The organism is Patescibacteria group bacterium, from assembly GCA_018896215.1.
Taxonomy (GTDB): Bacteria; Patescibacteriota; WWE3; order 0-14-0-20-40-13; family 0-14-0-20-40-13; genus JAHINB01.
Map to the genome: position 1 here is coordinate 1 of JAHINB010000006.1, position 24322 is coordinate 24322.

Annotated in this window: 18 protein-coding genes; all 18 read right to left on the reverse strand. The window is 36.9% G+C overall.

All coding sequences use genetic code 11. The annotated features are described in order from the left end of the window. Window positions 1-1188 (reverse strand): glycine--tRNA ligase (locus tag KKF75_01130; GenBank protein MBU4380807.1); only part of this gene is annotated, 1188 nt, incomplete at its 3' end. A gap of 74 nt (window positions 1189-1262) precedes the next feature. Continuing rightward, complete coding sequence (gene recO, locus KKF75_01135) at window positions 1263-1787, reverse strand: DNA repair protein RecO (protein MBU4380808.1); 525 nt, start codon at window positions 1785-1787, stop codon at window positions 1263-1265. Between the two features lie 9 nt (window positions 1788-1796). Then, window positions 1797-3734: a DUF4012 domain-containing protein gene (locus KKF75_01140; protein ID MBU4380809.1), complete on the reverse strand. Its 1938-nt coding sequence runs from the start codon at window positions 3732-3734 to the stop codon at window positions 1797-1799. Continuing rightward, on the reverse strand, window positions 3735-4361 hold the full coding sequence (locus KKF75_01145; protein MBU4380810.1) for a sugar transferase: 627 nt from the start codon (window positions 4359-4361) through the stop codon (window positions 3735-3737). A 58-nt stretch (window positions 4362-4419) separates the two neighbouring features. Continuing rightward, a complete protein-coding gene (locus KKF75_01150; protein ID MBU4380811.1) occupies window positions 4420-5565 on the reverse strand; it encodes a glycosyltransferase family 4 protein in 1146 nt (381 codons plus the stop codon). A 15-nt stretch (window positions 5566-5580) separates the two neighbouring features. Then, window positions 5581-6504, reverse strand: a complete 924-nt coding sequence (locus KKF75_01155; protein MBU4380812.1) for a glycosyltransferase family 2 protein — start codon at window positions 6502-6504, stop codon at window positions 5581-5583. A 3-nt stretch (window positions 6505-6507) separates the two neighbouring features. Further along, window positions 6508-9492, reverse strand: coding sequence for a glycosyltransferase family 39 protein (locus KKF75_01160; protein MBU4380813.1), 2985 nt, complete (start codon window positions 9490-9492; stop codon window positions 6508-6510). A 2-nt stretch (window positions 9493-9494) separates the two neighbouring features. Beyond that, window positions 9495-10631 (reverse strand): glycosyltransferase, encoded by a 1137-nt coding sequence (locus KKF75_01165; GenBank protein ID MBU4380814.1) that lies wholly within the window; start codon window positions 10629-10631, stop codon window positions 9495-9497. Between the two features lie 30 nt (window positions 10632-10661). Beyond that, complete coding sequence (locus KKF75_01170) at window positions 10662-12926, reverse strand: glycosyltransferase (protein ID MBU4380815.1); 2265 nt, start codon at window positions 12924-12926, stop codon at window positions 10662-10664. A gap of 26 nt (window positions 12927-12952) precedes the next feature. Then, a complete protein-coding gene (locus KKF75_01175) occupies window positions 12953-14575 on the reverse strand; it encodes a glycosyltransferase family 39 protein (protein ID MBU4380816.1) in 1623 nt (540 codons plus the stop codon). Next, window positions 14538-16049, reverse strand: coding sequence for a glycosyltransferase family 39 protein (locus tag KKF75_01180; GenBank protein MBU4380817.1), 1512 nt, complete (start codon window positions 16047-16049; stop codon window positions 14538-14540). Before KKF75_01180 ends, KKF75_01175 begins: the two co-directional genes overlap by 38 nt. Beyond that, complete coding sequence (locus KKF75_01185; GenBank protein MBU4380818.1) at window positions 16024-16923, reverse strand: flippase-like domain-containing protein; 900 nt, start codon at window positions 16921-16923, stop codon at window positions 16024-16026. Before KKF75_01185 ends, KKF75_01180 begins: the two co-directional genes overlap by 26 nt. Window positions 16924-16931: 8 nt before the next feature. After that, on the reverse strand, window positions 16932-17930 hold the full coding sequence (locus KKF75_01190; protein ID MBU4380819.1) for a glycosyltransferase family 2 protein: 999 nt from the start codon (window positions 17928-17930) through the stop codon (window positions 16932-16934). After that, window positions 17927-19084, reverse strand: coding sequence for a glycosyltransferase family 4 protein (locus tag KKF75_01195; GenBank protein MBU4380820.1), 1158 nt, complete (start codon window positions 19082-19084; stop codon window positions 17927-17929). Before KKF75_01195 ends, KKF75_01190 begins: the two co-directional genes overlap by 4 nt. A 31-nt stretch (window positions 19085-19115) precedes the next feature. After that, entirely contained in the window at window positions 19116-20666 is a 1551-nt protein-coding gene (locus tag KKF75_01200; GenBank protein ID MBU4380821.1) for a polysaccharide biosynthesis C-terminal domain-containing protein, read from the reverse strand. 9 nt (window positions 20667-20675) lie between these two features. Continuing rightward, window positions 20676-22241, reverse strand: a complete 1566-nt coding sequence (locus KKF75_01205) for a glycosyltransferase family 39 protein (protein MBU4380822.1) — start codon at window positions 22239-22241, stop codon at window positions 20676-20678. After that, complete coding sequence (locus tag KKF75_01210; protein MBU4380823.1) at window positions 22238-23638, reverse strand: hypothetical protein; 1401 nt, start codon at window positions 23636-23638, stop codon at window positions 22238-22240. Before KKF75_01210 ends, KKF75_01205 begins: the two co-directional genes overlap by 4 nt. Then, the gene (locus tag KKF75_01215) at window positions 23639-24322 is read right to left on the reverse strand and encodes a glycosyltransferase family 2 protein (protein MBU4380824.1); all 684 of its coding nucleotides are present in this window, start codon (window positions 24320-24322) and stop codon (window positions 23639-23641) included. It abuts the gene before it with no gap.

Consider the following 24322-nt stretch of genomic DNA (forward strand, 5'->3'; position numbering starts at 1 on the left):
AAGCATTCCAAAAACCTCTCGAGCTTTGGTAGTGATTTCTGGCTTGTTGCGAACCAATGGAAACACCGCTATTTGATAGGGCGCAATTGACTTATCAAACTTAAGATAAATACGACCATCAGAGCTTTCTGAATATGCTTCGGTGAGAAGGCATAACAAAACCCTGTTGATACCAAAAGTAGGCTCTACAACATGTGGTATATACTTCTCTCCACTTTGCTGGTCTGTATAGCGTAATTCCGTGGAAGATTTCTCCATATGATTACGCAAATCATAATCGGTTCTATACGCAAGTCCAAACATCTCCTTAAAACCAAAAGCAAACTCGTAATCCAAGTCTTCTGTGTGAGTTGAGTAATGTGCCCGTTCAGTATCTGTGTGGGTTCTCCACCGTAAGTGAGATTTTTGAACACCTAAAGAACAAATCCAAGTCTCCATTTCATTTTTCCAATAATTGAAATGATCTTTCCATGGAGTTTTGGGGTCAATAAAATATTCGAACTCGGCTAGATTGAACTCTAAAGTCCTAAAAATAAAATTTCCTAGGGTGATTTCGTTCCTAAACGCCTTGCCAGTTTGAGCGATACCAAAGGGTATCCTTGGTCTCATGGTATCCAATACATTTTTAAAATTTACAAACATCCCTTGGGCAATTTCCCCCCTCAAATATGCTAATGACTTGCTTTCCTCTAAAATCCCAATGCTTGTTTGAAATAGTAAGTTGAAGTTACGAGGCTCAGTAAACTGATGGGCACCACAGATTTCACACGGAATGTGCTCCTCGTGTATTACCTCCTTAAGTCTCTCTGTAGACCACCCATCAAAATTTCCTTTATAACTCCCCTTATTCTCAATAAAGTAATTCTCGACTAAATGATCTGCTCTCGTTCTGGTGTGACATTTTTTACACTCGACCAACACATCACTAAAACTCTTTGTGTGTCCTGACGCCTCCCATACCTTAGGAGACATCAGAATACTTGTATCCAAACCAAACATATTTTCTCTCGTAGTTACAAAAAATTTCCACCAGTTATTGATTATGTTTCTTAATAGGAGAACACCCAAAGGACCAAAATCATAAGTATTGGCTAACCCACCATAAATTTCAGATCCTGGGAACACAAAACCACGGCGCTTGCAAAGAGATACTATCTTTTCAAACTTTGTCTGCTTTTCATCAGCCATGTACTTATATTACAAGATATTGGTTCAAATATCTACTCCCTTGTAGTATTAAATGGGGTGATGAGGGATTATCCCTATTTAATTCTAATTTTAGATTCGGTGGTGTCTTCGAAGTATGAGCGTAAAAATGAGAGTGGTTTGCCCTCAAACGAATCTGACCACAATCCGAGATGAATTATCAACCGCTTATATAAAGAGAGTAACTCGTTGTCGATTGATTCTCCAAAGCTCAAGTTATCCCTAAAGTCACGATAGAGCTGGTAGTAAAAAGACCCTGCCTGCCCTTCGTAAAGAGCTTTGTTGATAGATTCAATAGCTTCAAGAATCGCATTAGCAAGCTTAAGATTACCTTTAGCAAATTCTACTGTTTGTATTGTTTCGGCTTGAGTAAGAATATGGAGGTTTTTGCCTTCTGCAAGAGATACTTTAACGATACAACCTAAATCTAAATGCCCCGCCTTGCGGCTTTTTATTTTGCGCACCCCTTTGGCAATGGCAGAAATTTTTCCTAGATCTGGCGTTAAAAGGGTATAAATCCGGTCAGAATCGGAGTAATTGATTCGCCTCAAAACAATTGCTGTAGTGGTAAAAAACCTCAAATTCTAAATCTAAAATGCCAATTCTTTGTCCGTTAAAAGATCAAAACTTCTGGATGCCCCCTTGTGAGTTACCGTAAACGGAATATCGCCCGCCCCAGACTGCTTTTGCAAAAGCAGTTTGTAATTGTCGAAATCTACTGTATCTGGCAAAGAATATTTAATCGTGATTGTATTTTCCGCATTCTCCTCTAGTTTAAAGAACCCTTCTATAGCCGTTTTTCCAAGATCCTCAATTTCCTTTGCCTTTAGGTCTTGCCCATCGGACGCGGTAGCCGAGATTAATTTAGATCCCAATGGTACATAAATTCTAAAGTAATCTCGATAAAACTTCATCCACTGCCACCAATCTGGGGACATTGGATTTACCGTTTTCATCTTCACTACAGAAACTTTTTTACCATCCTCCAAAAACGATTCTTTAGAAAGTTCCCTTGTTATTAACCAATCTCGTTTTCCAGCACCATAGTTGCTGTTATTTACATGCAGATAATCGTACCCCAAGGGAACTGGCGCTAAACGACCTCCGTAACCTAAATCTTCTATAGTACCTTGAGCAACAGGATCGAAAAAGTACAAAGAGATATTCTTCTGACTAAGATCATTAAAAAACACTTGTGCTAGAGACCCCAAATTTTCGACCGGGGTGTTTAAGGCTTTGTCAATTATAGAAAGCATTAAATATCTTATGATATCCTTTCTTCCAATAGTTTCTGCTAACGCCCCTCCGGCAATTTTTTCCAGCTCCATAATTGCATTTTGAGAGTTAAATTCCTGTTTAGGAACCGTTACATAATTGCTTTGATCGGTTTTTATAGAGTAACCACCGGCGGTAACAGGACCCACTACTTTAAGCAGATTTTCTACCACGGTGTTATTAACTTGAATAACACCATCAAACTTTTGAGGCATAGAATAATCTACCTTCCAAAACTTTGCCAAAAACTCATCTACAGCAATTTTAAAATCAGGGGAGTTGCTCGTAGCATCCCGAGCGTAAAACCTTGTAACCAAAAGATAGTCTCGCAAATGCGCTGGAACAGCTTGATAAACCAAAAAGCTTTTGTCCTTGTCTATATCGTAAGTATCTATAGACATAACTACCTGCGGAGTTCCCTTGTCCATTTTTACCAAAACTAGGTAGGTATTAAATCCCCCCGACATCCTTAACTCGTAATTATTTGCCATCACCAGCATATAGGTTTTAGGTGTGGTAAGTCCCAAAAGATCAGGGAGAATGGAAAACAACTTGTCCAGCGTTGGTACCTTAACGCTTACCTCATGTACGCTTGACTTTACTTGAGAAATACCCTCGCGAATTTTAATCCCCCGTATTTCTTCTGGGTATCTGTTTTCATCAATTAATGAAAGTTCGCTGTCTATATCGGCAACCCTTGCCAAATTGGCGCTTAGTTGAGGAGAAATCTCGGGCATAAGCTTTAACAAATTAAAGATTCTAGTTTTATTGTCAACCTCTTCGCCCGACCCGCCGTCTTTAAACCCAAGTTGCGAAGCAAATGGTTCCAAAGTAGAAAGTAAATCCGAAACAACACCTATTGTTGTTTTTCCCGAATTTATCGCATGCAAGCCATCATTATAATAAGGTCTAACAAAGGGAATTTGAGAAGCTACTTTTAGTCTTCTTTTGTAGGTGTCTTCAAAACTATCCAAATCCCTAGATGTTTTGACTAAGTTTTGCTGAACCAAAGTAAAATCTTTCTCTGTGAAGGCGTCTTTGATGGCTCTGGCATCTGTTCTTAGTATTTCGGATTGTTTTTTTAACTCTATCCCAGGAAGTACCACAAAAACAGCGCCAGCTATAGTTGACATAACCAATAGAAAAGCGATTACAATAAAAAATATCGCTACGCCACGACCGGGTTTGGGAAAGCTAAATTTTGGAATAGCAAAACCTCCCCCATAAGATTTATAAATTGCTTTTGTAGTCATCTAACAAGCGCCCTCTGCCCTAAGGACGGCTAACGGTGTCTTAAGAATGATAATAATATCAAATTTAATCGATTTAATACCTGCATATTCTGCCTCCATTCTAATTCGTTTGTCAAATGGAATTTTGCTTCGCCCGCTTACCTGCCAATATCCCGTAATTCCCGGTTTTACCGACAATACTTTATCTAAATAAGGAGTCTCCTGGGGATTTTCCGCCTCATATTTTTTAAGTTCGTCGGGTCTTAAGGCTCTGGGACCCACAAAACTCATTAATCCGCTTAAAACATTAAAGAGCTGGGGGAGCTCGTCAATAGAATACTTTCTAATAAACTTTCCAATTTTTGTTACTCTAAAATCATCTTTAACTTTATTTGTTCCGCTTCTCATTTTTTCGTAAAGCTCTCTATTAGAATATAGTATAGCGTCGGCATTTTTTACCATTGACCTAAACTTATAGAATGTAAATTCCTGCCTTTTTAGTCCAACTCTTTTGTGGGAATACAAAGGAGACCCACCGTCTTGAAGAAAAATGGCAATAGCCACAACAATAAAAACAGGAGATAAAATAACAAGAGCTACAAGAGAAATTGCTAAATCCATTGCTCGCTTAGTTTGCTCGTAAAACATCGGTTGAGTATATACCCATCTTATGCTAGTTTGCAACCCGTAGGGTTGGAAAAATAGCTTAGATGGGTATATACCCGTAGGGTGTACCACCCATGACACTTAGATAGCCATCCAATGTTTTTTGAGCCATATCTCGCCAATTGTATTGCAAAAGCAACCTTTGTGATTTTACAACAAGACTTTCCCGCAACTTCTCGTCCAAAGTAATTCTTTTAATCGCCTCTTCTATTTCTATGATACTTTTGGGATTAAAGTACAAAACAGAATCCTGGTAAACCTCTCGGTGACACTCTATATCAGATAAAGCGCAAGGAATTTTTGACGCAATTGCCTCCAACGGTGTTAGATTAAAACCTTCTTCTAGTGACGCTGTGATATAGGAATTAGCATTTTGATATATTTGAGAGAGCGTATCGTCATTTATATACGAGTACCCCTCTATGAAAGAGGGAAAAATTACTCTATCTTGCAACGATAGACTATACGCCAACTCCTTGATTCTGGCAAGATAAATATCCCGTTGCCCTACAATTACCAAACTTCCAGTGAATTCTCCCCAATCTACAATTTTCTTAAAAGCTATTATTAAATCACGAAGATTTTTATGCTCGTAAGCATTTCCAACATACAAAATATAGGGCTTGGTAATTCCAATTCTATCTAAAGCAACAAGGTCTGGTTCGGAAGATTGATAAAAAATTGGATCTACTCCTTCATAAGTTATAACAGCCTTTTTGTCTAGATTAAGATACCACAAAACTTTCTTTATTCGATCAAATGAGGCGCGAGTTGGAATAAATATTTTACGCGCCTTAATTGCTGATATTACTACCACCAATTTGTAAACAAGCTGTTTAACATTGGCATCACCAGAAGAATGCATTATTAAATCGTGAATTGTAATAACATGTTTTTTAAAATATAAAATGGGAACATTAAAATGCGGTACATGAAGTAAATCTAACTTTTCTTGATAGAGCACAATTGGAAAGAAAATCTGCTCTACAAGTGAATAGCAAGCAAAATCCGCCAACACTTTTTTAAAGTTCGGATTTTGTGGGGTGTACAATTCGTAATTTTGTGATCTTAAAAAAATCGCGTACTCGTTTTTAGTATCTAATTTTTCCAGCTCACTGATTAAATTCTTTATGTACCTACCAAGTCCAGACGATCCATAAAGCCTAGCATCAATTCCAATTTTCATCCTTAATTTCCTCCTTTAAACTTTCATTTTAACTTTTGAAAGCAATTTTTTAAGATCTATTCCAACAAAAACCAAACCTCGTATAATTTTTGGGTATTTGTTTTTGTAATGCTTGTCGTAAAACATCTTCATTGTATCAAAAAAGGCGTTGAACGCTACCTCTTTTTCTTTTTGCGTTACTGGAACTTGAGTTTTTAAATTGCCTTTAATTCCCGAGGACATTCCCTTGTAATGATAAGCCTTAACAAAAGGGCAAAAGTATGTTTTCCACCCTACCTCTTTTACGCGATAGCACAAGTCTAGATCCTCCGCATACATAAAATAATCTTCGTCTAGTAGTCCTACCTCTTTAAGAGCTGTCGATCTTACTAACATAAACGATCCCGAAACGGCATCTACTTCATGAGTTTTATTGAAGTTTTTATACGATTGATGATACTGACTGAACATGGGTAGTCTAGGAAACAGTTTTTCCAAACCCAGATAATATGTTAAAGATGCCCATGGTGTTGGAAAACCACGATGAGATGCTGGGTCTATTTTGGAACTTGCCACAAGCTCAACAAAACAAGTCGCGATACCGGCTTTTGGAGTGCTATCCATAAAAGTAATCATTTCCTCTAAAGTATTTTTGGCAACAAAGGCGTCGGGGTTTAAAAGAAGAATGTAGCGACTGGAACATTTTTTTATTCCCAAATTATTACCTTTGGAAAATCCCAAATTCTCGTGGCTTTGGATTAATTTAACGAGAGAGTAATTATTTAAAACTATTTTTGAGGTACCGTCCCGGGAAGCGTTATCTACAACTACAATCTCTCCTTGATATTTCCCTTTACGGGAATCGAAGGAAATCTCGTGAGAATTGATGAGACTATCAACACACCCTTGGATAAAGTTTTGGGAATCAAAAGTTAAAATTACAACCGATAGATCAAGCATAAGTTATTCGTTAAACCATTTAGAACCAAACATTTCTTTCTCAAAATAAAAAGGGTCGTATTCCGCTGGCGTTATTTGATACGGTTGTTGCGTAAATATAGGAGGAACGGTAAGCCAGTCTTTTCCAAACAAAACGAAATCTCCTTCCTTTCTATATACCATAATTCGTGAACTGGGGTATTTGACAAGCAGCTTCTTGTAACTAGATTCGGAAGATATCGCCATAAACGCTTTGCCTTTTGGGCTTTTTATCATATCGGAAAGTTCGTTTCCCGAAACAGGTCGAGAAAATCGCAGGATGTAAAAATACGCGGGACCAGGAGACATGTTATAAAAATACACCGCTGACTTTCGCGGTAAAAATGCCGAATCGTCATTTAACTCCGAAACTGTCGCTCCAAGGGTCGCAATATCGCGATTTACATCATCAAGAAACCACATAGACTTCCAACGAATTAGCAAAAAAACAGATGCTATAGTTATTACAAATACTAAAGCAATGAAACTAATATTTTTCCACAATCTCGTAAAAGAGACGCTAGTGATTCTATCTAAAGCCCAACAGATAAACCATCCAACCAAAATAGCCAACGGTGGGTAAATTGGAACCAAGTACCATTGAATTTTAGATTTAGAAATAGAGAGAATTAAAAAAGTCACAAACCCCCATAAAATTAAGAAAACAAGTGGGCGTTTTTGCTCCTTTGAGAATCTATTTGAGACCACAGTGTAAATTGAGAACACAAGCGAGGGGATTAATACCACCGCCCAATGCCTAAACCAAACTTTTAAAACCACAAGATACCACCAAAAATCTTGGGTGTGTCCTTCAATCCCTTGAGATCGTTCCAAGATATGATAAAGAAAGTAAGAGTCGATAAACTCCCTCCCAAATCGAATGATCTCAATAGCGTGCCAAGGAACAGCTATTATTAAAAACCAAAGAATGATTGTTAAGAAATGTTTTAGTCTGTACAGTTTGTTTTTTAGGAAAATAAAATCAACGAGAACAAATAGAGATAATACGGCAATAGGAATAGCAACAACCGCACCTTTTGTCATAGCAACTAATCCTAAAAATATTCCCACCCACTTCCAACTTGTTTGCGTCTTTTGAGATTTCCAAAAAGAATACATTGCGAGAAGTATCCAAACCGCAGTTAAAATATCTAAAGTTCCGTTTCGGGACTGAAAAATCCAATGTGTTGTGGTTGCCAAAACTACAGCTGAAATAATTCCAATTTTTTCGGAAAACATTTTTTTGCCAAAAAGATAGACCGCTAATACTCCAGCAACGCCTGCTATTGCCGAAACAAATCGCGCCGAAAATTCATTAATCCCAAAAATAAAATAAGTAAAAGCAGTCAGCCACATATATAAAGGTGGCTTCTCGAACCAATAACCATTACCATCGCGAAGCGCGTTTTCCCGCCAAACGAGCGCAAAAGCATCCCCCTTTAAATGCAAAATGTTCTCAGAGATTAATGCGTAAATAGATTCATCCCAGTCAGAAAGCGCTGGACGACCCAGTTTATAAAAAATAAACGATCCTGCAAGCACTACCAAAAAAGTCACAATTCCAATATCTTTTGTGGATAATTTAATTTTCTGCAAATTGTGCCAAGAAAGAAACACCGCAATAAAAACAAAAAAGTAAAAGAACTCGAGATTATAAGAATAAAAGACCCCCGAAGTAAAAATAGAAACAAGACCAGCAAAAACACCCAAGATAATAATTGAATTTCTCTCTTTATTTTGAAGCGATTTTCTTAACCTATAAGCTAATGCCAAAAAAAGAGTCCCAATTAAGAAATAAAACGGGACTGTCCCTACTAGTCCTGTCGCCGAAAGCGGTTCAAACCAAACACTGTGCGCTGGAATTTTGGCATCTTTTACGGGATCTAACTCAAAATAATCTTTAGCAATAGGAGTTTCCCTAAAGCGCTTGTCAAACGACCCATACCCCCCGCCAATTACTGGATTGTCTTCCAGAATTTGCCATGAGCCTAAAATTAACGCGGAGTGGGCATTAATAGAACTGTCCCAAACACGATAAGAAAAATTAAGTGACGAAAATCTTTCTACTAACCTTTTTGGGATTTTTACAAAACCCAGATTAACTAGACAAAAACCAGAACTAACGATTATCAAGATGGTAACAATTCCTAAAAATAAAGCCTTTAAACGATGACCAAACGCCAATCCTAAAATGTAAGCTGATAACCCAACACCAAAGCCTATAAATGCGCTTCTTGATAAGGTTGCGACAAACGAGACTACAACCAAAATAGTCGCCGGAACTAGCAAAGGCAGATATTTTTTTGCAGTCGTCACAAGATACGAAAAGCTCAAAAAAACTATTGTGGCGGCAAAAGCGCCGTAGTGATTAACATCCCAAAACAGGGAGCCTATCCTTACTGGAGAATTTGGAAGCGGCCAAACTCCAGGAAGAATACGACCTTGGAACTTATAAAAGTAGTATTGAATTGGAGTAAATCCAGCTAAAACAACACCGGTTACAAAATAGATAAAAAGGCAATTATAAAGAAACTTTTCCCCGGATAAGAAAAACGCCTTCCTTAAGACTATGTAGAGTAATACTATTTCAGTAAAGAAAATGTTGATGTTTAAGCTTGCGGGAATATCCAAAGACCAAGCGGTTGAAACAAGGCGAATTAACCACACAATTAATAACAAAAAGAGAAACTTGTCTTCCGTGATTCTTGTCTCTAACCTAAGCGACTTAAGTGACCTAAGCGACTTAATAACTACAAGGTTTTTAAGAGTAAAAGAAAGGAGATACCACGCAATAATCCCGAGCAACGCCCATCTTGCTGGAGTTGCTCGCTCCAATCCCCAATTAAAGTAGATTCTATTATCCAGCGGTAAAAGGGGAATAAGATAATAAATAGATTTTACAAAATCCTTTTTAGCAAGAAAAAAATACAAGATTGTCAGAACAATCCCAGCAAAAAGAAGCGGTTCCATAGCTATTCAGTAGAAGACCCTAAAACCCTCTGATAAACTTCCAAGGTTTGTTTGGCACAATTCTCCCATGTATAAGTCTTTTTAACAAATTCTGGAAAACTTTTAGCTACCGTCGGTCTTTGCGCTTCTATCAATGCCTTATAGATTGAATTGACTGATGCAGGATCGCAATACACAGCATTGTCGCCAAGGTACTCCCCTGCTCTATCCCCTGACGCAACAAGAGAAGATACACCACACACCGTTGCCTCCAAAAAGACCAGACCCGTGGTCTCAAACCAAGAAGGAGAAGCAAAAATTGAGGCGGTTTGGTATAAATTGCACAATTTTTCTTGCTCAACAAACCCCAAATATTCAAAAAGTTCTTGGTCATGGATGGTTCTATAAAATTCTTTAAGATAAGTTGGGTGGTGTAAGTTACCCTTTCCAATAAAAATCATCTTGTAACCAGAAAGCTCCCCCGAATTTACCGCTCTAATAAAAGCCATAGCCAAGTTAATTTGGTTTTTTCTAGGTTCAATTCTCCCGACCGATAGAATTACTTTTTCTTTTTTAACATTTAGAGTATCTCCAAACTTTTCTGGGTTAATTCCGTTGACAACTTTTTTCCATTTAAAATCTCCGGTCTTATAATCTAATTTCAAATCTTTTGCCTCTAGATCTGTCTGCACCAACACATAATCGCTCATGGCAACATCTCGGCGCTGCTCGTTTCTAATCCCAAAAAACAACTGGTAAAAAGCGGGATAGAGTTTTTTAGGATATAAAATCCCCTTGATTAAATTTTTTATCGTATCACGAGCAGGCTGGTTGGTTAAAACGGCATTTCCCAAAACAGACAATCCCCAGCGATTAAGTTGTTCGTATTTTAAAAATTCCGCAAGGCTATGATGAATTGGAGAAAGCACCACTTTTTTCCCCTGTCTTTTAGCATTTTTTATTTGAAGATACGGTTCGCAAACCCAATCTAGATTAAAAACATGAACAAGGTCATATTGAGAAAGATCCAAAGAAAGCTCGCAGTTAATATCAACAGAAACACCAAGCGCTTCAAGCGCCTTTTTAGTCTCCAACATCTGCACCGTATCCCCACCGTATTTGTCAAACAAATCCAATCGTGATTGAAAAAGTACTTTCATGCTATTTAAGGGTGACACCCTATTAGGGTGTCACCCTAAAACTGAATACAACTTCTTGTAGGAATCTAAAAATTTCTCCATAGAATAAATTTTAGCAACTAAATCGTAAGCTTCTTTTATCTTTTTTTCGTTATATTTAAAATTTAAAATCTTTTGAGCTAAATCATCGGAATCACCTCGTTCAAAGTAGTTTATGGTGTCTTTTCCAACATCCTTAAAAACCGGAAGATTGGAAGCCAAAACAGGAACCTCGGCATTCATTGCTTCAATTATTGATATACCAAAACCTTCGGCAAGACTTGGCGAAACAAAAAGGTCAAAACTTGTCAATATTTGATATTTTTGGTCGTTCTTAAAGCTTCCTAAAAACCTAACCTTGGAGGAAATATTAAGCTTTCGGCAAAGACCCTCCAAGGATTCTCGTAAATTGCCATCCCCAGCTAAAACAAGATAAGCATTATTATTTTTTTGCAGAATCTTGGAAAATGCTCTAATTAAAACCTCGTGTCCCTTTTCTACAGTTAGTCTCCCTATGTTACCTATAACAAAAGCTTCTCTGGGAATTTTCCAATGTATTCTTAGAGCTGTTGGGGATTTCGGGTATACCTTGATACCAATCCCATTGGGAACAATTTCTATCTTGCTTGGGTTTATCCCCTCCTTTTCTACTCTTTCAATCTTAATTGATTTCGTTAGCGCAATAACTTTTGTGGCTAAAAAGTTTCCGGCAATTTTATTCGCTACGAGATTTAATTTAAAAAGGATGGGCTTTTTCCATTTCGGAAGTTGCCAATAAGTTATCGGGGTATGAACATGATAAATCCTTGCTGGTGTTCCTGCTAAAAAACCCGCGAGCATGGCGTTAAAACCCGCTTTTAGCTCGTGGGCATGAAGAGCAATGGGATTAAGTGGCTTAACTAGCTTAAGTAGCTTAAATACATACAAAGGATCGAAATCCAGACAAGGATATAACTCCACAAAATTAGCACCACTTGCTTGATATTCTTTGACCATGGAACCACCTTTGCAAACAACCGTAAAATTAAAATCTTTTGCAAGACCTTTTACAATATCTCCCACCTGGCGTTCTACACCTCCTAATTGTTCTCCCGAATTAAGTGCAATTACAACATTTGGCTTTTTTTTTGGTCTCACCCCTTTTTGGATCCCTTTTTGAATTATTTCGAGTTGATTCTTTACTTTATTGTCCCAAGAATTATTTTTGGCTAGTAATATTCGTGCCTCCCTTTTTTCCTTATTGTCTTCCTTCAAGGATTTTACAATTAGTTTTACGAATTCATTGTGATCTTTTGCAATGTAGCATTGATCTTTATAATTAAAATAGCTTTTAAGAGCAGTTACGATTGTGGGAAGACCGCAAGATAGAGCCTCAAAAAATTTAACGGGAAAAGATGTATAATTTTTCGGATCGTAGGGGATAAAGTAGGCATCAAAATTTTGGTAGTAAGCTGGGAGATCAACAAATCTTTTCTGACCTAACAAATAAATATTTTTATATTTTAAAAGGGCCGTGGAATCAAATTGAGAATTTTGGGAAACTTTTTGCGGACCAATTAAAACAAAAGAGACTGCGGGAAGTTCTTGGGCGCATTTTGCAACAAGCAAGATATCTATTTTAAAATCATCCAGCGCTCCCGCAAAACCTACTATTGGGTGTGGTATATTCCGCAAATCCTCTGGGGTACTATTTTGAGGCTTAGAGAATAATTCAAAATCTCCCGCGTTTGGCGTGTAATAACTGTTTTGATTAATTTTTTTTGCTTTCTCGTAAAGGGAAACTGCCGAGGTAAAACAAAGGTTCGCTTTTTCTAGTAACCACTGTTCCCTTTGGTGCAACCAATCTTTTACTTTTGCGTACTCTGGAAATTCTGTATATTCATCAACCATGTCGTAAATTAATTTTGTCGGTTTAATTTGTTTAATTAGCAATTCTAAATCGGGATAGCCGACATGATAAACCCAAAGTACTATATTTTTGCCAGCCAGTATTTTGATTTTCCAGGCTGTGTATTTAGTAAATAGCCAATCTAGCACGGGAAATGTTTTAGAAATGTCTTTCTGGGGCGATGGTCTAAATAAAGTCAGAACTCTTACTCCATAGAAATCTACACTACAGTCTTTTTTTGTAAAAGTATTGCGTAAAGCTTTTAACCTTAGCGGAGGATCTACAAATACCACTTTATGACCAAGTTTGGCAAGTCTTGTTGCCACATGCCATTTGTTGGTTTTTAATTCCTGCGAAAACGACTGATTGGATAAAATAACTATATTCATTTTTGTATCATAAAAAACAAACTCGTTTATTTTTCAAATCCCAAAACGGCAACTGTAGGCTCAACAGAACTTCGGGCAGGAAAAAGCTTTATAACTCGCATAGTATCTATTGCCCAAGCATCACCACTAGGATATCTGCAGTTTGCTGGAAAATTAGTCTTTAAACGAGCATCTAAATCGTAATCTCCTGTTACCACTAAACTTATTCCTTTGCTTTTAAAATAAGCAATTTGATCGGTATGCCCAATTTCTCGGTCCATCTCCCTAAAAACCTCGTCGATTTTTACTGCGTTATACCCCGCTCCATTTACATAATCATCTAGATTTACGCTATAAGCACCACTAATACCAACAATTGAGCCCGGAGTAACATTCTGTAAAATCCAATTTTCGGCTCGCCTTCTGGTATCACCTGTTGCAAAAACATAATTCATTACAACCCCACGATAAAACAAACCTCCAAATGTTAAGATAAAAAATAAACCAAGTAGCATACCTCTTACCGTGGGTTGTTGAATTCTGTGAAATATGTAATTTACAGCGTGCTTAAATCCAACCGCAGATAAAATGGCAAAGAAGGGGTAAACTGGATTTAGGTAGTGTTGATAGAACAATTTTAAAGTCCCCATATACCAAAAATACGCTAATGGGAAAAACAATAGAAAAAAACTAATGTTTGTATAATTTCTAAGCACGGCAAATATCCCAAGCAGCACTAATAACGCCCCTATAACCCCAAAGGATAGTCCGACACCTGTCTTATATCTAGATTCTCCAAGATTAAAATTTAATAGGGATTCTGATATTGGACCTCTTTGTCTCTTAAATTGCCACAACGCTCCGACCGGAGAATCACTTTTTACAAAAGTTTTAAAATCTAACAAGGCATAAGGAGTACCAATAAAAAATCCCGCCACAGACATTACTGCTGCAATTATAAGATTCTTTGAAAAAATAACCTCCCGATACGATTTCTTAAATTTGATAACATTTGTCACATGCGCAGAAAAAATGAGCAAAACGGCAAAAGCACCATTATATTTTGTTGATGTCGCAAATCCTGCAAAAAGACCTGCTAAAGCATAATTTATTAATTTAGTATTTCTTAAAATTCTTTGCGAAAAGAAAAAAACTAAAACAACCCAAAAGGTAAGCGCGGACTCCAATGTGGCATAATGGGCATCCTCTATATTTTGCAAACTTAAAGCAAAGAACAACAGAGATATAACAGCAACATTACGCCCCAAAAATTCCCTTACGCCCTTATAAAAAATTACCAGGGACAAGGATGACATTAAAAATGACACGAAACGAATCGCCAGGTAAAATGATGCAGGTCTTTCTAAGAATATAGAACTGGAGTTGTTAACCGAAATGCCAAAAAGGTTTCCGTAAATATCTGTAATTTTTGCCCAAGCCGAAACTGCAAAAAGAGAAATATACATTTGCATATGAGGCCAATCAAAATGCTTAAGGTTAGAAACTATTCTTAGACCCAGGCCTCCGCTAACGAGGGCGGTCTCATCGGGATGGTAAATTTTTGGCAGATTCCACCAAATACCAACAAATCTAAGAGCAATCCCTAGAAAAATGATTGATACTACGAACCACTTAGAGTTGAATATTTTTGTAAAGGTAGTAGTAGTCATATGATCCAATATAAAACACTCTATCTAAACTCATGCTCTTAAGAATTAAAGGCGATCTAGCATCATCCCTTTGCACTACAACGTAATCGACTTCTGAAAAGTCGGTAACGGAATCTATTGAAACAACAATACCCAAAAATGTTGGTCTTACACTAGCATCATTATAAGTGGCAAGTGTAATATTTTCCACCCCCGGCTTTTTATTTAAATAATTAGTAACCCGCATGTATCCAGTTGCCCAATCCTGAAGCCCAACGGCATTTACTGCCATATGAGACCCACCAACAAGCGGGTTAAAGTAGGCAAAAAAATCTGGGAACAGAGGAAGTATTTGAACAGCAGATACAACAACCAGCACTACAGCAACAAAAAACTGCTTTCGCGGAACTACCTTGGATAATGCGTAGCCTGCAAAAATTGCCAGTGGCGGAAAAAGGGGAATGAGGTACCTGTCTATCTTTTTTGTGGAAACTGTCATAAAAACAAAATAAACCAAAGTATAAATAGAAACCCCAAGTATCGTCATGGTTTTTGATGACTTTAGTCCTTTAAGCACAACTTTGTAATTTGAAAATATTAGGTATAAAGCAACAGTTAAAAGAATTATTAAAACTGGGCTGGCTCTAAAAATAAATTGTGTGGGGTAAAACAGTATTCCTGGATTTAAAGATTCTTGCCCAAAGAAAATTTGGGGCTGCCCACCCTGACCTGTCTTAATAACCCCGTCGTAGATTATTTTTGTTATAACACGAATTGGATCTACCCAACAGGCTGGAAACAAAATTAAAAACGCTGTAAGTCCTGCTACTGCATAAATTACTAAGGACAGTATATTGCCGAATAACAGAGAGATTATTACAATGGTTGGAAATAATGTAAGGGAGGAGACCTTTGTCAATACTGCCAACCCAAATAATATCCCAGAAAAAATGGCGTCTTTAGTGCGTTTGGATTTTTGATACTTTATAAAAAACAAAACGGAGTTAATTCCCAAAAGAGAAAGCATACCGTCTAGATGTAAAACCCTGGTGTTACCTATAAAAAATGGCTCCAGTAATAAAATTAAAACCGAATAAAAAGCTATCTTTTGATTAAACAATTTCTCAATCAATTTGTAGAGCAAAATTATAAAGGCGAAGTTAAAAAGTACTAAAGGAAGGGTCTCGGAAAATAATATCCAACGAAAATTGCTAACATTAAAATAAACAGGTCTTATCCCGTACTTTAATTTATAAAATACACTATATATCTCCTGCCCAAAACCAGAAAGCCACATGAGGGTAACTCCGGGGTGATATGTCCTATAAGTCTCTAAAAAATTATAGTTTTTAAGATATGCCCAAAATTGCACAGCCCTGTAGTTCCATGCGGGAGCATCCACATTCACAATATCGTTTCCCAACATTGGCAGACGAGAAATAAAGTAGACGAGAGATAAAAATATCAGATTAAGATGTTTCTTTAGATTTATCATTACTCACTAGAAGCAAAAATCCACCAATAAGACTAACCGAGACTCGTGTGGCATGGTACAGCAGCGAAGATGTTGCCGACAGAACAGGGGAGATTCCCCAAAATAGTAAGAATTTACCATAGAAAAAATCTTGAATACCAATACCATTAAAAGACAAGGGCAAGAAACTTAAAAATCCAATTATAGGAAATACAAAAAAAGCCTGTGGGAGTGTAATTGATATACCAACTGACCTGGTGGCAAAAAAATGCGCCAAGTTTGCCACAATTTGAACGAGCAACGAAAAAAACAGAGACTTGACAATGCTATCTTTGTGAAAGCGATAGAGATGAATTGCATCGTTAAAAGGCTTTAATTTTGGAATTAGTCTGGAAAATAAATCAAGCGAAACAAAACCAAGTATACAAAGAATCCAAAAAGCGATAAAAATCAAAATCCCCCAAAATCCCAAAAGTACAACCAAACTTATAGTCGAAAGTAAAGCTAAGATAACTAAACCGGAAAGCCTGTTAGCAAAGGTTGCTCCAGTAGCTTTTGGCATATCATTAGTGTTTTTCCCAAGAACATAGGCTTTATAAACATCGCCCCCGATACTCGTGGGCATAAAATTATTAAAGAAAGCCCCAATAAAATACAGCTTAATCAACTTAAAAACACCACGACCGTTAAACGAGGAAGAAAAAAAGATTAAAGACCGCCACCTAAAACCACTAATTATGTAATTAAGACAGATCATTAAAAATGACAAAAGCAGATACCACAAGTTGGCGGTTCTTATGGTAGCAAGTACCGAATTAAAATCCAACTTTTGATAGAGGATAGAAAGAACAAGAAGTGATATTACCAATCGTAAAATGAGGGATTTATTGCTCATGTGAGATGTTAAGCTACCTCTTCTCTAACAATATAAGTTCTTTTGCCTTGAGATTCAAAATAAATTCTAAGCATAAGTTCTCCCAAAAGACCGAGAGAGATAAACTGAAATCCCAAAATAATAAGAAGGACCGACAAAAACAAAAGCGGTCTTGTGCCAATATTTTGACCCAATACAATTTTATCAAAGGCTAAAATACTACCTAAAAATCCGCCTAGTATCATGGAGATAATCCCCGTACCGCCAAAAATCCTAATCGGCATCATAGTAAAAGGTTTGGTAGAAAAAGAAAGCAAAAATTTTAAAGCGATGATATCTAAAAACACCTTAAATGTCCGAGATAAACCAACCTTACCATAGGCAGACTCCCCATAAATACGAGGATTAAAAGCCACATCAACTTCGCAAATCTTTGCTCCAAACATAGAGCAGTAAGCAGGCAAAAACCTATGCATATCTCCATAAAGATGCATATTTTGAACAAGTACTCTCCTAAAACCCTTTACTCCTGAACCCGTATCTTTAACCTGCAACCCAGACATCTTGTTAATAACTCTGTTCGCCAAAATCGATGGGATTCTTTTAAAGAACGATTTTCCTGCATCTTCTTTGTAGCGTTCTTCCCTATTTGTGTTTACCATATCATAGCCCTCCTCAAGCTTGCCTATGACTTTTTCTATCTCTTCTGCCGGGGTTTCGTTGTCCGAAGAAAAAGTTATAACAAAATCGCCTTTTGACGCGTCAAACCCCGCTTGGTAGGCTGCCGTTTGCCCATAATTTCTCATGTGTCGAACGCCTTTAAAGCCTTTATTTTGTGAGAAACAAACTTGTTTATTTTCTCTACAAACTTGTGTTATTTCTTCCCAAGTAGCATCCTTTGACCCATCGTCAACAAAAATCACCTCCCAAGACTTACCAATTTTTGTGAGAACTTCTTTGAGACCATCTGCCGATGGTCTGATATTTTTTTCCTCGTTATAGCAAGGAACTACAATTGAAATGTTCATGTAATGTTATTATACAACTTGAGATATCTTTGTGCTATTTCTGACCAATCAAACTCTTGAGAATATTTCTTTTGGTACTCTTGAATCTTACAATAGAGATCTTTATCTTTTATTAGCTTGATAATTTTATTAGCCATATCTACAAAGTTCCCAGGTTTAAACAGCAACCCAGTTTGAAGATCCTTAACATAGTCCCAAGTACCTGGGCTATTAGCTGCAACAATTGGTAACTTTGCCGATATTGCCTCTAGGATTACATTGGGACAACCCTCTATTAACGAACTAAAAACAAACAGGTCGGCTTTGTTATATAAATCCAAAACTTCCTGCGGAGGATATTGCAAAAAGTCACCACGATCTTTTGGAAGTTTCCCAAGCAGAGTTACATTGTTTGTAATCCCGAGTTGAGAAATGATTGGAGTAAGCCCCCCTTCGTTCCCGCCAACAATGTCAAGATGGGCTTGCGGGAACTCCTTGACAACTACAGCTAAAGCTTTAAGCATTGTAGGATAATCCTTCTTTGGTACATTCCTTCCAACAGTTAGCAATCTTATCTCCCCTATCTTCTTCGTTACCCCAATTTCCCCTATCTTAAATTTCTCTAAATCGACACCGTTTGAGATTCCCACAATCTTTTCTTTTAGCTTACCGTTGGTAAACTCCATAATGGTTTTTTTGACAGTAGGACTTATGGCAACAATTTTTGTGGCAAGATTAAGAGCTTGAGTAACTCGTGATTTATAAAATGGGTTGGAGATTCTTCCGTATGAGATAGATTTGTCAAACTGAATATCTTCGCCAGTTGGTCGTAAAATAACCGGGACATTAAATATTTTTCCAAAAATTCCTGCGACAAATCCAGGCTCATACAAAACAACTGCTTGAACAAGATTAAAGCGGTATTTCAAATGATAATAGGAAAGATTGAGTAAGAGGATTGCTTCTAATAGTCTTTTGTGCTGTAAAAAAGGGTTGATAAATCGCAGGCGTAATATTGAATAATTGGGCTTAAAATTAACTAGCATCTTTTGATCAAAAGGGACAAGAACAAAAACGGTTTGAGATTCGGATAGATGGGTTCCTAATCCATGAATAAATCTCTCCCCCCCACCCGTATTCGGAAAAAAAGTTGTCGAAAATATACAAATATTCATATGCAAATGGGGTGAGACCCAAAATCGGGTCTCACCCCTTTTTAAATATTAATTGCTTTAATTCGGTCAGTTTCTTAACTTTTAACAAATAACAAGATAATAAATAAACTAAAAGTCCATATGCGGAGAAAAACCCAAGTGACACAACACCCCCGATAAACGATAAAGACAGGTACAAATAGCTGGAGTGGACAAAGAATTTGTAAAAGGAAAATATAGCAAAACCGGCTATTGCCCCAGAAGACAAAACCTTGCCCCATTCAACGATATATTCTTTAGTTATGGCAAGCCGTATTTTCTTTTTAAGCTTTACAAACATAAAAGCAAACAGCAGAAAAGAGGTAAAAGATGTAGAAACAGCAACTCCTGGATAACCCAATGCTTTTATAAACAAAATGTTGGTTACGACATTAATTACAGCTCTAATGTTTCCCACCCAAAATGGCGTCCAAGTATCTTCTATTACTAAAAATGCACGAGTTAGGATCCGCCCCAGCATAAGAGGCAAAAGACCAAAAAGATAAAGACCTGTAAGCAGTGCGGTTTTGTAGGTTAAATCTGGGGTAAAGTTCTTGCGCTCATACAGCAATTTAACTAAAGGCTCTCTTAAAACGAACATGGCAACCAAAATTGGAATAAATATCATTCCCACAGCAATTAGCGAATTTAATAAACTTTCTTTGAGTGAATCGTCTCCTTCCAAATTCTCCTTTAATGACCAATGGGTAAGAATTACAGTTAAAAAACCTCCGGTAAGCAAAATCGCCGGAATTGCAGAAATTTTGTTAGCGTAATTGATAATTGTTACACCCCCAACTAAAACTGGCGCAATAAAAGAGGCGTCAACAAAATCATTTATTCGAGTAGTAGCATTGCTCAAAAACGACGGAAGCGAGATTGTTACCATGCGTTTTACTGCAGGATGGAAAACTAGCTTAAATCCAAAATAAATTCCCTTGTACTTTAAAATGGTAAATAAAATTACTAGATGAGCAAGTTCCGCAAAGGAATTTCCAATGGAAAGACTCTCTACCCCTAAGTTTGATTTGGTAAACCAAACAAACGCAATAAACACAACACTTCGAAAAATTGGCGTTAAAATTGGAATAATATACTTTTGATAGGTGTTATAAACGGTAGAAAGACACTCCACAAGACCACTTGCGATAATAAGAAACGACAATTCAAAAAGCATTCTAAACAAAAGTTCCCGATCCAAAATTCCAGGAATTGTTACATGGGCAGTTACAAGATAAGAGGTAATGTTAAAAAGAGACCAAATAACAAGCAGAAATATGCAAAAGTATAAATAAAACGAGCCCAAAATTTCCTTCTCGTCTTGTTTTTCCTTATGCACAAAACGCAAAAAAACCGAGGTAAAAACTGACTTTAAAACCCCGGTGATGGCTGCATTTACCACCATTACCGCAGCTAAAGCATAAAAAAATGCGTCGGTGCTCTCGGTGGCACCATATTGTGCCGCAATAATTGCTGAAATTAAAAAAGTAAAAAACTGGGCAAAAAGATTAGCTCCCGTAGCAGAAACGCTGTCCGAAAGTAAGGATTTTCGAGCTTTTAGCATATTTACATCTTACCTTTCCATCAAATATATGCAAATATCCGGTCCCGTAAAGTTGATTAGACCATCTTCGTTAGTTCTGATACATTTAATTTGCTTAGTAAACGACTCGATACTCTTGTAATAATCAATCCATTTTTGTGAAGCAGTCGGAAATAGCGCTCTAAAATCAGAAGAATTGTAATAATCAATAAATTTGCTACTAGTTACCACATACAGGGGTTTTGGGATAATATCTAAATTGGGGGTGGATTCGTTCTCATAAGCCTCATTCACATTATATTTTGCATGGGGTACCTCAAATACTTGGTATTTTTCATCGTCAAAAGGACTTCGAGCAACAAGTATAGGGTCGGATAAGATTGTGGAACTTTGGGGTATATTTTCTTCGACCCAAGTAACAATTGTTGGTCTCGTGTCTCCTTTAGCAAAAGATAGGGACACAGTTACCGATTTATAGATTGGAAAAAGCAGAAATAGAAAACCAATTACTAGAGCTGTTTTTTTAGATTTTAGGCTGGAGAAAAAGTACCCAACCAGTATAGCAATCATTGGTATTTCAAACATTAACCATCGCATTTCTTTAGAAATAGAAGCTGATACAAAACAAAAATAACAAATAACAAAGCCTGATAAATATTTTGCAAAGGCATTTTTGTGGAACCATGGATAAAATACTGCAATAAAGACCACTAACAGTGCTAAAGGACCCAAATCAAAAAATAAGCTGTTTCCAAGGAAACGACCCATGGAGGAGCTGTCATTATTGACAAGAAGATAAAAGAACCTAGGGCTAACCGAACCTAATATCCCCCCGCCATTTCGAGCAAATTGATTTTTTATGTCTAGAGCAAATTCAGGAAAATTTAAAATTACATGGGGGTTGGTGATTATAAAAACAACGATTGCGCAGACAGTATATTTTAGTAACTTTGTTAGACGTGATTTTAGACTACCTTTGAGAAATATTAAAATCCCCAGACCCAGAAATACTGCAAGTATTGCAGGATAATATTTTGTCCCAATCCCAAGACCTACCATAATTGAAGATGCGAGAAGTTTCCTTCTCGAAAGAAAGTAGATAGAGGCTACTCCAAAAAATGTCGCAATAATATCTGGAGAAAAATAGTGCGAATTGATAACATGGGTTGGAAAAAAAGCTAGAACAAGAGCGGAAAGTAAACCAACCTTCTCTCCAAATGAATCTCTACCTAATCTGTAAACAAAATATACTGTAGCCGTAGCAAACAACACGGTGATAAATCTTGCCAAAAGAAAAATTGGAGACAACGATACAAGATTAAAAACACTAAAATTACGACCCACGAAAGATACTAACTTAATTGTACTGGTCAGAATAAAAAAATTAACCCCTCCGTAATAAAAGATGTGAGGATTAAAAAAAGCATTGTCTCCCCTCCCCTGCAAAGATTCCACGAAATTAACTGACATAGAGTTCGCGGGGTAGATAATTTTTCCCTCGTCGGGATGAAGTTCTAAAGGCAAACCAAAATTAATTCCCACAACGCGAACCAAAAAAGCCAAAACTATAATAGGTACAAGAAGATTTATTTTCATGGGTAAAATCCAAATTTAATTAGCGCCAACCTTGCAAAATACACTAGCATGGAATCCTTTAGAGACCAGAGCCAAGATGTAGAAAAGGGACCAGCATCGTATGTTGCATGCCAGTACCTAAAATCAAAAAGCAAACTTATTACTTGAACTAAAATGGATACAATGAGTAGAAAATAGAAACGCCTTAAAACATTTGTTTTCTTGAAATTAAAGCTTAGATAGATACCAAGAAATATAGTCAAAAACGGTAATGCTTCTGACACCATTCTATAACCAAATGACCATCCACCATACCAATGAATCCACTTTCCCATAACGAGAAAAAACACCAACAAGGCTATTGATAAGGCTTTATATTCTAATCCAGTTTTATAACAAGATTTATGTGAGATTTCTTCCGATAAATTTCCCCGACCCTGTGTCGGGGGCGTTACATAATCCAACGCACTTGTGCGTGGGATTCTATTTTTCCTCCACACATAGTAAATTCCCGTTAAGGCAAAGATGAAAACCGGGGACAAGATCAGCAAACCCTTACTTGGAGAAATCAGAAGACCTAAAAATCCCTCGGGAAACCTACCTTGCCAATTGGTAAACTGCTGGACACTATATGGGTGGTTTAAAACCCCACCTAAGTAAGTCACATCGTACCAAAATTGAAAAAGCAATGGAGGCAAACTCCATAACAAAAACACAAAAGCCTTTTTGCGATCTTTAATTAAAACATAAACAAATGCCCAAACAGCAAAGATAATATTAGTCGGTCGGCTAAAAACAGCCAAAGAAAATAAAATTGATGAATAAGATTTATTAAATAAAAGCAAATAGAAACCGGCCGATAAAAGAAATTGATTTATTCCATGTTGCCATAAACTTTGAGAAGTTGTACCCCAACAAATGCTTCCAAAGGCGTAGGCTACTACCGAAAGAATACTGACTTTGCGGTTTCTCGTAATCTTAACTAAAGATAAATAAACAAATACTACCGATAAAGCAACAAAAAACGCCGAGGCGCACCTTGCGGTAATTGGAATTAAGTCGGAGCTATAATGAATTCCCAAAATTGATACTGGAAGGTAAAAGGGTACCGCTAATATTGGAACAATTACTGGAAAAGCCGAGATATACTCGCCGTTTTGAGAATTGAACAAATAATATGGCTTCCCAAGCTTATTTTCGGGATTGGGCCATTGTTTTTTAAAATAGTTATAATATTCGGTAAGCACGAATCCTCGACCGTCAAGTAATGACAGAGGAAGATATGTAGCGGGGATTGCATCTTCGCTTTGAATTAATAAATCGTTTTTGGAAGTAATATTTAACCCCAACCAAAAAACGAAATAGGCAAAAAAGCTTAGTATAAATAGTATTAGCGGGATTCTTAGTGAAGTACTCATTTAATTTGTAAATCTAAATTTAATCAATGTCCAAAGTGCCGAAAATCCGTCTTGCCAGGTGATGTGTTTACCCTCACTGTGTGTTCTACCAAAATATGAAATGGGAACTTCTTTAATTTTGTAGCCCATTTTTAGAATTTTGGCGGTAATTTCGGGTTCAAAATTAAACCTCTTGGATTTTATATCGACCTCTTTTATAACCTCAATCGGAATCAACTTATAACAAGTCTCCATATCGGTCAAAGATTGCCCATATAGAATATTTGTAACAAGGGTTAAAACTTTGTTTCCAATATAATGCAAATTTGACATATCTTTATACTGACCCATAAATCTAGAACCATAGACAACCTTAAATTTACCGTTCTTTAACTCGTTAAGAAGAATTTTGTAGTCTTGAGGGTTATATTCCAAATCAGCGTCTTGAACAATAACATAGTCACCGGAAGCATGTTCGAAACCAGTTTTTAAAGCACCACCCTTCCCTTTATTTTTACCGTGACTTAATACTATAAAACCTTTTTTACTGGCGTACTGTTTTAATATATCAGCGCTTTTATCCTTGGAACAATCGTTGATAAGTATTACTTCTTTATCAACAAAGTTAACTGCTTGTATTTTTGAAATTAACCTCTTTAATGTTTTTTCCTCGTTATAAACCGGAACCACAATCGAAAGTTTCAT